Source organism: Comamonas sp. 4034 (assembly GCF_050434545.1).
GTDB lineage: Bacteria > Pseudomonadota > Gammaproteobacteria > Burkholderiales > Burkholderiaceae_C > Comamonas > Comamonas odontotermitis.
The window spans coordinates 1-13,175 of record NZ_JBNDIT010000036.1 but is presented as its reverse complement, the minus strand read 5'-3'; the positions used below and the strand labels follow the sequence as shown (position 1 = coordinate 13,175).

The 13,175-nt window shown below is 57.9% G+C and carries 11 protein-coding genes and 2 pseudogenes; 4 read left to right on the top strand and 9 right to left on the bottom strand.

Annotated elements, in window-relative coordinates:
* Window positions 1-595: 595 nt before the first annotated feature.
* Genes ABIE32_RS21130 through ABIE32_RS21110 form a run of 5 tightly spaced genes read right to left on the bottom strand, consistent with a single transcriptional unit; the run spans window position 596 to window position 5,501 of the window.
* Complete coding sequence (locus ABIE32_RS21130; RefSeq protein ID WP_429019161.1) at window positions 596-1,819, bottom strand: aspartate aminotransferase family protein; 1,224 nt, start codon at window positions 1,817-1,819, stop codon at window positions 596-598.
* 10 nt (window positions 1,820-1,829) lie between these two features.
* Entirely contained in the window at window positions 1,830-2,729 is a 900-nt protein-coding gene (gene pdxK / locus ABIE32_RS21125) for a pyridoxine/pyridoxal/pyridoxamine kinase (RefSeq protein ID WP_429019159.1), read from the bottom strand.
* Window positions 2,726-3,448, bottom strand: a complete 723-nt coding sequence (locus ABIE32_RS21120) for a glutamine amidotransferase (protein WP_429019157.1) — start codon at window positions 3,446-3,448, stop codon at window positions 2,726-2,728. The genes pdxK and ABIE32_RS21120 overlap by 4 nt, the downstream gene beginning before the upstream one ends.
* Window positions 3,445-4,260 (bottom strand): YggS family pyridoxal phosphate-dependent enzyme, encoded by an 816-nt coding sequence (locus tag ABIE32_RS21115; protein ID WP_429019154.1) that lies wholly within the window; start codon window positions 4,258-4,260, stop codon window positions 3,445-3,447. Before ABIE32_RS21115 ends, ABIE32_RS21120 begins: the two co-directional genes overlap by 4 nt.
* The gene (locus tag ABIE32_RS21110; RefSeq protein ID WP_429019151.1) at window positions 4,260-5,501 is read right to left on the bottom strand and encodes a benzoate/H(+) symporter BenE family transporter; all 1,242 of its coding nucleotides are present in this window, start codon (window positions 5,499-5,501) and stop codon (window positions 4,260-4,262) included. Before ABIE32_RS21110 ends, ABIE32_RS21115 begins: the two co-directional genes overlap by 1 nt.
* A 108-nt stretch (window positions 5,502-5,609) precedes the next feature.
* On the opposite strand from ABIE32_RS21110, the gene ABIE32_RS21105 reads away from it, so the two are divergent.
* Together ABIE32_RS21105 and ABIE32_RS21100 are read left to right on the top strand one after the other, a co-directional pair.
* Window positions 5,610-7,109: a PLP-dependent aminotransferase family protein gene (locus ABIE32_RS21105; RefSeq protein ID WP_429019164.1), complete on the top strand. Its 1,500-nt coding sequence runs from the start codon at window positions 5,610-5,612 to the stop codon at window positions 7,107-7,109.
* 289 nt (window positions 7,110-7,398) lie between these two features.
* Window positions 7,399-8,385 (top strand): annotated as a pseudogene (locus ABIE32_RS21100) (IS110 family transposase).
* A gap of 344 nt (window positions 8,386-8,729) precedes the next feature.
* On the opposite strand, the gene ABIE32_RS21095 reads toward ABIE32_RS21100, so the two are convergent.
* From ABIE32_RS21095 to ABIE32_RS21080, 4 genes are all read right to left on the bottom strand, one after another.
* Window positions 8,730-9,563 (bottom strand): hypothetical protein, encoded by an 834-nt coding sequence (locus tag ABIE32_RS21095; protein ID WP_429019149.1) that lies wholly within the window; start codon window positions 9,561-9,563, stop codon window positions 8,730-8,732.
* A 92-nt stretch (window positions 9,564-9,655) separates the two neighbouring features.
* Window positions 9,656-10,435, bottom strand: coding sequence for a PASTA domain-containing protein (locus ABIE32_RS21090; RefSeq protein WP_429019147.1), 780 nt, complete (start codon window positions 10,433-10,435; stop codon window positions 9,656-9,658).
* Between the two features lie 392 nt (window positions 10,436-10,827).
* On the bottom strand, window positions 10,828-11,751 hold the full coding sequence (locus tag ABIE32_RS21085; protein WP_429019144.1) for a DUF2628 domain-containing protein: 924 nt from the start codon (window positions 11,749-11,751) through the stop codon (window positions 10,828-10,830).
* A gap of 285 nt (window positions 11,752-12,036) precedes the next feature.
* Entirely contained in the window at window positions 12,037-12,342 is a 306-nt protein-coding gene (locus ABIE32_RS21080; protein WP_429019142.1) for a hypothetical protein, read from the bottom strand.
* 130 nt (window positions 12,343-12,472) lie between these two features.
* On the opposite strand from ABIE32_RS21080, the gene ABIE32_RS21075 reads away from it, so the two are divergent.
* Window positions 12,473-12,736: a helix-turn-helix domain-containing protein gene (locus tag ABIE32_RS21075; protein WP_429019139.1), complete on the top strand. Its 264-nt coding sequence runs from the start codon at window positions 12,473-12,475 to the stop codon at window positions 12,734-12,736.
* A gap of 170 nt (window positions 12,737-12,906) precedes the next feature.
* Window positions 12,907-13,175, top strand: a pseudogene (locus ABIE32_RS21070) (IS3 family transposase); the annotation flags it as partial.

Genomic DNA, 13,175 nt, shown 5'->3' with positions numbered 1-13,175 from the left:
CATGATGTACCAGGTGCCCTTTATGCCTCCGTCCAACGATCTGCCGGTCTTCATCAGGGATCATTACTGCAGCGGACACTGAAAATTCCCAGGCCTACAAAAGGACACTCGCTACGCTTTTGCCTTCCCTGCCACAGCTCGCGGCAGCTAACAGATTCAAAGACACCTTATTAAGCAAAAGATTAAAACTGTAGTTATTTCCGGGCAAGCACCAGAAAGGCCGTTCTGGGGCTGGGCTGTGGGCGACTCTTGACAGCTCGAGGTGACCGATATCGTCGGCAAGTCGGTTTTTTATGGCCGCCGTTTTCCGCTGTGATGTTCACAATTCAAACATATGATGCGTAGCCCCCTCCCCGACTTTAAGCTTGCCTCCGATCATTCTTCTTAGTGACGCGCACTACACTCTTTGACCAGTATGTGCTTTAGAGCGGGAGAGATGTCGATATCGGGATAGGCGGCGGGGACACAAGGTATCAGTGCCTTGCGCCCCTGCCGTCGAAGAGCCTGGCAGGTCGCTTCAATCCGACTCATCTGCAGACAACCCTGGATGTGCCGTTACGAACTAATGGCGACTCGACCGCAGATAGCTTGCGTGTCATGTCGCAACGCCCATCTGCGTGGACGTTTCCTCAGCATCCAGCCTGTTCGCTGACAACAAGCGAGCAATACGAACCACGATGTCGTCGATCTGCAGTTCGTCGCAAACCAATGGCGGCAGAAGCCGAATGACGGTATCCCGGGTTACTGTAACGAGCAGGCGCTGCTCCTCCAGTGCTCGCCCTACCAACTCCGTGCAGTTCCTATCCAGCTCGATGCCAGCCATGAGACCCCGACCACGAATGGCGATGACATGCGGGTTATCTCTCAGTGCGTTCTGCAGTCCTGCCATTAGCCGCACGCCAAGCACGGCAGCACGTTCATGCAACTTGTCACGCGCCATGATGTCGAGCACCGTGTAGGCCACCCTGCAAGCCAATGGGTTACCGCCAAAGGTTGAACCGTGTTGGCCAGGTGAGAACAAGTCAGCCGCCGCACCGCGCGCCAGGCAAGCGCCTATGGGAAAGCCATTGCCCAGCGCCTTTGCCAATGTCATCAGGTCCGGCTCAATTCCTGCGTGCTGGTGCCCGAACCAGGCACCAGTGCGGCCCATGCCAGCCTGGATTTCATCAAGAACAAGTAGCCAGCCATGCCGGTCGCACAGCGCGCGCAGTTCGCGCAGGTAGTCGGCGCTGGCAATCCGAATGCCACCTTCACCCTGAACCGGCTCAATCAGCACTGCAACGATGTCAGGCGACTGTTCGGCCGCCTGGTGAACCGCGTCGATATCGTTATAGGGCACGCGCAGGAAGCCGGGCAGCAATGGCCCGAAGCCGATCTGCTTCGCAGGGTTACCCGTGGCAGAGAGCGTGGCGATGGTTCGGCCATGAAAGCCGTTTTCCATAACCAATATCTTCGGGTCTGCGACCTGCTTGAGATGGCCATACAGCCTGGCTAGCTTGAGCGCGGTTTCGTTAGCCTCAGCCCCCGAGTTGGAGAAAAAAACTTTTTCCATGCCCGTCATCGCACACAGACGTGCGCCCAGTTGTTCCTGCCAGTCGATGCGAAAGACGTTGGATGTGTGCAGCAACATCCCCGCCTGTTCACCGATGACGGCGGCAATCTCCGGGTGGGCGTGCCCCAGGCTTGTGACCGCGACACCGGCGATGGCATCCAGATACTCCACGCCGTTTTCGTCCCATAGACGCGCGCCGCGCCCGCGCACGAAAGATACCGGCTGACGGGCATAAGCCCGCATCAAATAAGAAGTTGTAGCTTGCATGGGAAAAATCCTATAAGTGAACTTGCCGACGCACCCATGTGCCGTCGTTAGCAGGTTTGTCGTGGCTTTCTGCCATTGGCAGCAGCAATTCGGCACATTGCGCCTGTTGGGTATGGCGCAACGCTTGCACAACATGCTGACACGCCTGGGTCGCGGCTTGCGCTAAACCAACACCACTCACCCAATACCCGGTCAAGATGGCGCAGAACAGATCGCCTGTGCCCTTGGGGGTAGCGTCGACGCGCGGATGAGTAATGACCTCGGCTTGCGTGCGGGTGACGAGCACCACCTGCATTTCGTCCCGTTCACAGGTATCGGGTGCTGCACTGGTCACGGCGACCCACTGCATTCGTCCCGTCAGCAGGGTGCGAGCAGCGACGACCACGCTTTCAACATCGTTCACCGCCAGCCTGGTCAACTGCGCCAGTTCGAAGCTGTTCGGTGTCAATCCGTCAGCCAATGGCAGCAATTCTCGGCGGTAGGTATCGACCAGACAGGGGTCGACATAAATGCCGTGGTCATGATCGCCGATAACTGGGTCGATCACAATGCGCAGACCAGCACGCTCTTTCTGGAGCGCGCGCGCCCAACGCGATAGGACGTCAGCTTGTCGTGGGTTGCCCAGATAGCCTAAGAGGATGGCGCGCAACGCATGCAGGGCTCCGCGTTCCGACAAGTCCTCTAAATAGCCCTCGAACCATTCGATTGGCAACACACCGCCGTGCATCGTCGGATAATGCGGCGTGTTGCTGAACACCACGGTGGGAACCGCGGCCATCGCGAAACCCAGCGCTTCCAGCGCCGGAACTGCCACGTTGTTGCCCACGCGGCCATAGATCACCTGTGATTGCACCGAAAGTATGTCCAGCGACAGCGGCTGCAATACCGTAGGGAATGAGACTTCGTTCATGCCTCCCCTCCCCGTGGCTGGTCTGCTTCGATGCAGTCCAGCCAGGCAGAAAATACCGCGCGTGCCACCTGCGGTAAATTGACTTGGTAGGCCTGTGCTTGGGCGCGCAGTGCGCGCGGGTTGATGCCGACCTGCGCCAGTTCGCAGGCATGGCCGAGCAGCCACCGTTCGATGCGGCGCGGGTCTGCCTCCAGATGGCATTGCAGCGCCAACACATGACGACCCACGCTGAACGCTTGGTTAACGCAGGTCGGTGTACCCGCCAGTCGTCTTGCTCCAGCGGGAATCTCGAAGCGGTCGCCGTGCCAGTGCAGTACCGGCACCCTGCCCAACGCTGCCAACGGTGACGCCTCGCCATCCAGGGTCAGCGTCAGCGGCGCGAAGCCGATCTCCTTTACACCCATGCTGGCGACGCCAGCGCCGAGCGCACGGGCGATCAGTTGCGCGCCCAGGCAGATGCCCAGCAGCGGACGCTGGCTGTCCAGCCGCTGAAGAATCACCGCCAGTTCGTCGTTGATAAAGGGATAGATGGCATCATCGAAAGCACCAATGGGGCCGCCTAGCACCACCAGCAGATCAGCCGCTGTCGTGTTCACGATGCGCAAGTCATCGGTCGCGGCATCCATATAGTGCACGGCATAGCCTCGTGATGCGAGCAGCGGTTCCAGCGTGCCAAGGTCTTCAAAGTCCAAATGGCGGATGGCCATGGCGGTCTTCATGATGGCGACCTCCCTATGCTGGGTCCGCCAGGCCAATAGTGGCTGTCTGGCAAAGGGCGGGCGCCAAAGATAGCTTGGCCGACGCGCACCACGGTGGCACCTTCTTCGACGGCGATCTCGAAATCGCCGGACATGCCCATCGATAGTTCATCCAGTGTGACGCCTGCGGGCGCGCTCTGACGCAATCGGTCACGCAAGCTGCGCAGCAGCATGAAGCACTGACGCACTCGCGCAGCCTCGCTTGAAAACAGTGCTAGCGTCATCAGTCCACGCACGCGCAGCGCCGAAAATGCCGGAAGCGCTCGGATGAAGGTCGGCACCTCCTCGGGAGTCAGGCCGTACTTGCTGGCCTCGCCTGAGGTATTGACCTGCACGAACACATCCAGCACGCGGCCCTCGACCTGCAGGCGCCGCTCCAACGCCTCGGCCACGCGCAGGCTGTCCAGTGCTTGAAATTCGCTGGCGAAACGGGCCACCAGCTTAGCTTTGTTGGTTTGCAGGTGACCAATTACCGACCATTGCAGATCAGGCAAATCCTGCATGACCTCCCATTTACAGTAGGCTTCCTGCACCTTGTTTTCGCCCAGCATGTGGCAGCCCGCAGCATGTGCCAAACGCAGACGGGCTTCAGGTTTGGTCTTGCTGACCGGCAGGATGCGCACCATTGCCGGATCGCGCCCTGCCCGATGGCAAGCTGAGTTGATGCGCGCTCGCACCATAGCCAGGTTGTGCTGGATGTCCTCGACCGTCGAGGCCTCAGGATAGCGGCCTTGCTGCTCATGACCGGTTTTTGTATCGAATGACGCAGGCATCAGCTCGTCCCCTTGTTGAGGGTCGTGGTTATCCTGGCAGATGTGGCTGCCTTTTGCGGCAACTCACCATTGAGCACTGCATGGGCGATAAGCCCTATCACCAGCCCCCAAAACGCGCCCCCGATGCCCAGCAATGTGATGTTTGCTGCCGAGGCCAAAAAGGTGATTAAAGACGCTTCTCGCGTCTTCACATCGGCTAAGGCCGTGGCCAGGCTTCCGCCGATGGTGCCCAGCAGCGCCAGTCCCGCGAGCGTGGTGATGAAGGTGGCGGGGAAAGCCATGAAGACTGCGGCGAGCGTCACGCCAAACACGCCCACGAAGATGTAGCACACGCCTGCGGCGATGCCCGCAATCCAGCGCTTGGAAGGATCTTCGTGCGCCTCTCGGCCCGTGGCGATGGCCGCCGTGATGGCGGCAATGTTGAAGGCGTGCGAACCAAACGATGCCATCAATAACGAGCCGAGGCCTGTGATGGTCACGATGGGGTTGGCACTGGACTTGAAGCCGTCATTGCGTAGTACCAGCATGCCGGGCATGTACTGTCCGGTCAAGGTGATGAGGAACAGCGGAAGCGCCACGCTCAACAAAGCGTTGAGAGAAAAGGCGGGCATGGTGAATACTGGCGTAGCGAGCTTTAGTTGTAGCCCCGACAGATCGACTCGCTCCTGAATCAGGAGGAAGGCCAGCCCCAGCACCAGAATTCCCACTACCGCATAGCGCGCGGAGAATCGCTTGAACACAACATAGGCGAGGATCAGCAATCCGGCCAAAAGTGGGTCTATGCTCATGCCGCCGAAAGCCCTGATGCCAAACTGCAGCAGGATGCCGGCCAACAGCCCGGCAGCAACGCCCGGAGGAATCAAGCGAATGACGCGCTCGAACCAACCCGACAGCCCCAGCGCCACAAAAGCGGCTGCCGAGATTAGGTAGGCCCCCACGGCTTCGGCATACGGCGTTGCTACCAGCGCGGTTACCAGGAACGCCGCTGCTGGCGTGGACCATGCGGTAATGATCGGCTCGCGGGACATCCAGCTCAGAATGATTCCCGTCACGCCGACGCCGATAGAGATCGACCACACCCAGGAAGCCGTCAATTCTGGACTCAGACCCGCGACCTTGGCGGCCTGAAACACCAGAATGAATGTGCCGCCGTAGTTGACGATGACCGAGATCAGGCCCGCCACAACGGGATGAGTGAGATCGTTCCAGCGAACGGAAGAATGTATAGGTTCTGATGACATGGCTAAACAGCGGCTCCTGAAACCTGGGATGAACACGTTGAGACATGTATTTATAGTTTTAGAATGGATGGATATTCCCCACCACTTTTTGATAGAGATACCGACCAATTGTTCAAGCACGCTCTACTTGAATCCGTTAAAGCCTGGGTCGGCGACCCGACGCAAGGCGCCTTGCCAATGCACGCTCGAGTTCAGCGAGCTATCCGACAATTGATTCTTGATGGTGCGTTGGACGTGGGCAGACCATTGCCCTCGTCTCGGGCCTTGGCGAAGTCGCTGGAGGTGTCCCGCGATACGGTTGAGTCCGCCTATAGCCAGTTGCACTCGGAAGGTTTCATCGAACGGCGTGTGGGCAGCGGCAGCTTTGTTTCTGAGCGGGTTCAGCGGCTGCCTGGGCGGAGCAGATCTCGGCGGAGCAGCGTCGAAGACAAGACAGCACTGCGCCTCAGCCGGCGCGGCAACGCCATATTCCAAAGTGGTGGCGTGCGTGACTTTCTGACACCACGCCCATTCGCACCTGGTGTGCCTGAGACACGCAGTTTTCCGTTGCAAACCTGGGAGCGATTGGAACGGCAGGTGCTGAAAGAATACGACACGCTGGCATTACTCCACAGCCCGCCGCAAGGTATGGAGCCGCTGCGCCGGGCTATTGCCGCTTATGTCAATCTCGAACGGGGCGCACGCGCCACTCCTGAGAATGTGTTGGTGCTGACCAGCTCCCAGCAGGCCTTGGCTCTGTGCTCCACTGTACTGCTAGATGCTGGCGACCGAATCTTCATCGAAGACCCTGTTTATCACGGCGCCAGTAAGGCGTTCGGCGCTGCCGGGCTGGAATGCGTGCCCGTGCCCTTGGATGCAGATGGCCTACGAGCGGAGTATTTGGCTGAAGTAAACAAGATGCCGGGAGAAGGGCCTAAGGCAGTGTTCTTAACGCCTTCGCACCAGTTTCCCACAGGAGCAACACTGTCGCTGGATCGGCGCTTGGCTGTCATCGAATGGGCCAGACAGCGCCAGGGCTGGATCATCGAGGATGACTACGACAGCGAATTCCACTACGCGGGTAAACCCACTGCATGTGTGCAGGGCCTCGATCCGAATGAACGGACGATCTATATCGGGACCTTCACCAAATCTCTGTTTCCTGGCCTACGCATCGGCTACATGGTGCTGCCATCACAACTTGTCGCCCCCATGACTGTGGCCCGTACCTTGTTAGATGGGCACAGCGCACCGATACCACAATTGACGTTGGCGCGTTTTATCGAAGGGGGCCACTTTGGCGCCCATGTGCGAACCATGCGTGCCGTCTATGCTGAACGGCGCGACGTGTTGGCACGACTGGTGCGCCAGCATCTAGCAGAATTCGTGGAACCCCAGGTGCCTCGCGGAGGAATGCAAATGCCCTGTGTTTTCACCAGAGACACGCCTGAGCGCGAGGCCGTGGAATCCGCTCGCCGGGTCGGCATTGACCTGTTGGGGCTGTCCACACTTTATACGTCGAACAAGCACAAAGGAGGCTTCCTCATGGGATTCGCCGCCCACGCCCCACATGAGTTGGACGTCGCGGTCAAAAAGCTGTCCAACGTGCTGCGTACGTTGCATCACTGATCGCGGCACTCTTTCACACGAAAACGCTTTTTGTCAATCTAGACTGGCGTTATGCATGGACTCAATGCGTCACGCTCGATACAGGAGTGAAAGCGCTACCACTTGAACCAGTTGATCTCCTCATACGTCAAATAGCCATCCGGAGATGGCATGGTCCGCGCACCTTTGCCGCCGCCGAAATGCACTCACCACCTCGTGGCGAATCGGCGGGTGTCGCAATTTCTGCGACAAAGTGCCAGAGTGGCGACTCATGCAACCACTGATCCTGGAGGCCCCCATGCAATCGACTTTGAAGCTGCCCGTCATTGGGTTGGACTTGGCGAAATCTGTGTTTCAGCTGCACATCGTTGATGTGGAGTACGGCGAAATTCAACGGCGCCAAATCAAACGCGCCAAACTTGCTGAGTTCTTCGCCAAATCCCAACCAAGCCTGGTGGCGATGGAGGCTTGCGGGTAATCACATTACTGGGCCAGAACGATCCGTTCGTTGGGGCATCAGGTCAAGCTGTTGCCGGCACAACATGTCAAAGCCTTTTTGCTGCGCGACAAAACCGATGCGATGGACGCACAGGCAATTTGGGTGGCAGCGCAACAGCCGCACATATTGCCTGTACCCGTGAAGTCTGAGCGCCAACAGGCTTGCCTGGCGCTGCACAGCATGCGCCGTCAGATGACGAAGATGCGCATCATGCAGACCAACGCCTTGCGAGGTATTCGGGCGGAGTTCGGCATTGCTATGCCGCTTGGGCACAACCATTTGCTCAAGACGATCCGGGATGAAGTCGCCAAGGCCCAGGAACAAGACCTGCTGTGCAGCGACCTGGTGATCTGCATTCAGGAACAGCTCAAGCTCATTGATGGATTGCAGGATGACATCGACCACATTGGCCAGCGGCTGAACTCCATGATCCGAGAGGATCGGCAGATGCAAGCCGTTCAACAGATTCCGGGAGTCGGAGATTTAACAGCCTCGGCGCTGGTAGCGGCCGTTGGCGACTTTGGCTCATTCCAATCTGCGCGGCAGTTTGCATCATGGGTGGGGTTGGTCCCGCGCCACGTGGGCACCGGTGGTAAGACACAGCAGTTGGGTATCTCCAAGCGCGGAGATACTTATTTGCGAACGATATTGATCGCTGGCGCCAGAGCGGTGATTGCGCGGTCTGGGAAATCTGATTGGATTGAACGTCTGCTGCAGCGCAGGCATTACAAAGTCGTTGTCGTGGCATTGGCCAACAAGATGGCACGAACTGCTTGGGCAGTCTTGGCCAAAGGGTGACCTTCGACTGAGGTCGCTGGAACCCGCTTGAGATTGCGGCCACCTGATCCGTGACTACGACATTCGCTTACGGAACAAACCGTTTTGAAGAAAAACCTGCAAAAGCGTAGTGACGGAATGACAGTCAAACAGGGTTGGGAAATTCTGTTGAATCACCAGTACCCTAAGTACATCCCGGGGATAGCAACCCCAGCCGCGTATAGCCATCATGGGCAGCAGCAAACGCTGCACCAATAGCCCGGATTTAAGGCAGCAAACCCTTCAACCCTTCATCACGCAAAAGCTTGTTCTTCTTGGGCGGACCATGTAGGCGATTCAGTTACCGCTCATGTTCGGCAGGCAAATTACCTTCTCAGCGCCCCGGTAAAAGAAGCCAGACCAATACCGTGCATGTAATCCAGGAGCTTGCTCTCCTGCGCCTGCGCCGCCACATTGAGCATCGCCTCCGGCCGGTTGTACTTCATCAGCGTCTGCTCCTGGCCATTGGCACCCACTGCCTGGATCTCGCCATAGATGAGGGCTGCCCGACCTTCCCCATTCACGATCCACTGAAAAATCTCTGAAGCCTCCTTGTAAACGGGGTACTGTGCAAACGCCTCTTTCTTGAGCGTCTCGGGATCGTTCCTCTTCTGGGCACTCACGATGTCTCGCTCCGAGGACTCCAGCTCACGCTGGGCATCACGCCGCCTCTCCCCCAGAACCCGTTCTATTTCCTGTATCTGGAACAATCGGCCATCTATTTGCTCCTTCTCGGTCAGTCTCTGTTTGGGCATTGCCCGAAACCTCTCGATCCCCCTTTGCAAACGCTCAATGTCTCGCCTGGAGTCAGGGTAGTCCTCCTCAATCATTTGCACAATGCTGTCACGCTCCCTCACTGCACGCCTCAAAGCAATCTCCGCATCTTTGGTTGTGCGCTCCAGATAGTCGTCTCTCCTCTCCTTCAAGAAGTCATTGCCATCTGCGATGCTGCACTTGTACTGGACCACCGTGCGCCCCTTGTCGTCCTTGAAACTATCCCAATGGGTGCTTTTGCACAGCGGCCGCTTGCCCAGGCCGTTGGCGACTGTCGTGGTACGGGCACCATCGATATAACTGGACTTGACGATGTCAACGGGGCTCTTGCTGCAAGCAGAAAGAGCGATAGCGGAGCAAGCCACAACGAGGGAGAGATTTTTCATAGGTATGTGAGAGGTGAACGGGGCCGCTACCGCAGCCCATGAAGAGAAGCCATAGAGAGACCTCCGAAAGAGATAGCTGGCATGCGTGATACTCATCCAGCCTCCCAAGCACTGCGATAGGTCACCGTCGATCCTGGCGGTACCGCATTGCCTGGCGCAGGCACGATGCGGTAGGCGCATCCATAGCCCTTGAAGTCTTCGTCCTCGGGTCCATGGATGGAAACCTCGTTCGCTTTCAGGCCTGCAGCGCGTAGCCGCTTGTCGTAGTCCATGTCGCACCGGCCTGCTGGCTGCGGGACCATGACCATGCCAGTCGAAACAGCCGAAACAGTCGATGTTCCTACTTTCGGTTCATCATTTGATGCCACCTCTGCCGCTGGACATTTGGGGAACTCCAACTCATCCCCAAAGCTGAAGAAATCGGGTTTGACAGTGCGCAGCGCCTGCGCTGCCACATCGCGGTGCTTCTGAGGCTGGCAGTTGAATCCCAGATCTCTCACCACCCAGTCTTCGGATTCCTTGGCCACCATGGCGTCAGCCCACTGCCCTGCCGCCTCCATGGCCGAATCGGTTGCCAGTTCCGCAGTGAGCATCACCTGCCTGAACTGCAAGGCCCTGCTCCCTTGCACGACCAGGTAGACATCGGGAACATAAGCGTTGCCGCACTCCCGAAGGCAGTCCGCCAGGTACTGCCCTGAGCCCATGGCTTCATCAAACGCCTCAAAGCTCAGTGCATTGAGTGGTTGCCGCTGCGGCATGCCCAACAATCCGCCAACATCCACATTGCAGCCAGGCGTGAGCGCCACCTGCACCGAGCGTATGGTTTGGTCCTGTTGATCGCTCCCCAGCACCAGTTGACAGCCTTGAATCATGTAGTGATGCCGGTGGTCTTCGGACCGAATGGCGGGTCCCGCTCTTTGCTGCACATACGCCAAATTCATACCAATGGCCTCCCAGGAGATCAGTTGGGGGAGCAAATCCGGCGTCGATGGTGCTTGTTCTGCCGAGTCTTTGGAGCCCAAGATCGATTGGGCCCGCTCGACCAAAGAAGAGACTCGATCTCGTGCACGGTCGGTGCATCCCACCAGGGCTACCGCCATGAGCAGCGCGCTGCATGTTGTCAGTTTCATAGAGAAGTCAGAGATGGATATTGGTGGTCAAAGGAGTCCAGCGATCTAACACTCCACAGAAGATGGGAATCCGGGAACCATGGAAGTCGCACCGGTTGATCCGATCCAGCAGGGCGGTTCGCGGGATCAAGGGGTCAGCCTTCCGCAATGACGCCGATCATTCCGAACAAGACAAGCAGCGCGGCCACAAATCCGACGGCTGCACCGATGTTGGCGCCACCCTGCCGGGCCAGTTCGATGCGGGCCTGCTCTGGCGTGTGGGATGCCAGGATCTGGTCCACCCGCTGATACACATGCTGCTGGTACCAGGCATTGCCCTTGAGGCCAAAGCCGATCGCAATACCGAGGTTGATGCTGCTCGTAATGGAGCTGGGCACGCCAATGGCAAGTTCTGCAATCAGTTCAGCAACGACTACGCCAATGAAGATCCAGGAATAGAGATACATCTTGCGGTACCCCATCCAGCCAAAGCCCACCAGAAAGGCAGCCCAGTTCCAGGACAGCTGGTGCTTGCGCTGCGCCGCCTCCTTCCATTTGCGCTCGAAGTAACCATGGTTCTTGCCAACAAAGATCTGGATGGCCTCCTGGCGGGACAACGATGAAGCTGGAGCAGATCGCGGTTGCATTGCCGGCGCAGGGGTGACAGCTGGAGGTGCAATAGGAGCAGACGCAGGAGTGGATACCGCTACGGGCGCCTGAATGGCGTCAGCAGCAACTCCGGAAGGAACCGGCACTTCAACTCCGCCAGCAGAAACGGGCAGCGATGAGGATGCCGGAACGGGAGCAGCCGCGATAGCAGGCACCACATCAAAGTCCAACGGCGCGTCCTGAGGGACCAACTGGATGATGCATTGGGCGCCCGTGCTCTCAATGGCCCGTTTGTATTTGTCAGCAACATCCGCCGTCACATCCTTCTTGACCACACAGGATGCTTGCGACAGCAAGCGCCCGGCCTGCTCGGGCGTGCACTTGAACAGGGTCGCAAGCTTTTGCGCCACCTGGTGCGCATCTGATGCAGGGTGTCGTCCGCTCAGGACAACGTTGTATTTCTCTTGCATGATGTGACTCTTCCTCTTGTCGTTATCAGTGGCCCCGTAGAAGGACATAACCAGCGGCGGTCTGGCCTCTACAGCCCTAAAAGTGAAGCAAACTCATCGAATCAGAACGCACCAAGGCCAAGGCTGGAGCAAGCAGTGCATCTATTCAGCGGCTTATCAGGGATGGTTCAGTGGAAGTACGCCAGTGACGAGGCTGGCAATGAAGCTGGGATCCGGCAACTCACAGATGGAAAGCCAAAGGCTGTTGCCGATCGTCCCATCAGATCGATTCCCCTCTACTCATGATCAACTCAAATCAGAGCCGCAGTGCTTGCACTTCTTAGCCTTGGCCAGGATGGTTTCTGCGCAATAGGGGCAGTCCTTGGTGGCTTGCGCCATGGGCTGGGCGATGGGGTGTGAGACGCCTTGCTGCGGCTGCGCACGACCCAGGCCTCCAAAGATCATCTGGAACCAGAACTTCCAGAGCTTGATAAAGCCCCACACCAGAATGGGCAGAAAGATGATCAGGCCCAGGACGATGCCTCCCCCTCCCCCGCCTGCCATGGCGATATTGGGCATCAACACCCAAGGCAACAGACGCTCCAAGCGCATGCGCGCACTCCTTTTCTTGGTATTTGGTACGGGGGAGATGCCGGGCTGATGCCAGTTTGGGTTTCTTCTTGCACCAACATGTGAAGCAAACTCCGTAGATGTAAATGTATCAGAAACAGATGCTTGGAGGGTGTCTGCCAAACCCACTCCTCCCGCTCATCTTCCTGATCCCGACAACCTGCGCGATGTGTTTGCGTACTGGGTGCGCCTCAAACGTGTCGAGAAAGGCTGGTCGCAGGAGCGACTGGCGCTCGAATGCGAATTGGACAGGACTTACGTGTCAGCTGTGGAACGGTCCCGCTGGAACGTGTCACTGGCCAATATCGAGCGCATTGCGCAAGCGCTGGATGTGAATGCCTGGACATTGATCAAGCCGCCGGAGACGCACCGGTAGCACGAGCATTGCCATTGCCGCAAAAGAAAAAAGAGAATCCAAAAGGATGAACCCGGACAGTGCCAGGTTCATCCTTTTTCTTTTCTCAAGTCGCATGTTGCTGTTGATTTCCACGCAGAAATGACCCAGTGGGGATGCGGACGAAAACTTGGACTACCAGGAGGTAGTTCATGTATTCTTACGAAGATCGAATCCGAGCCGTTGAGCTCTATATCAAGCTGGGCAAGCGCGTCAGGCCCACCATCCGGCAGCTGGGCTATCCGACGAAGAATTCTTTGAAGGGTTGGTACAACGAGTACCAGCTCAAGCTCGACTTGTCCGCTGGCTACGCAGGCCGTGAACCGAAGTTCTCGCAGGCGCAGAAGGCCGCAGCCATCGAGCACTACCTCACCCATGACCGATGCATCGCGGCCACCATGAGGGCGCTGGGCTACCCCAG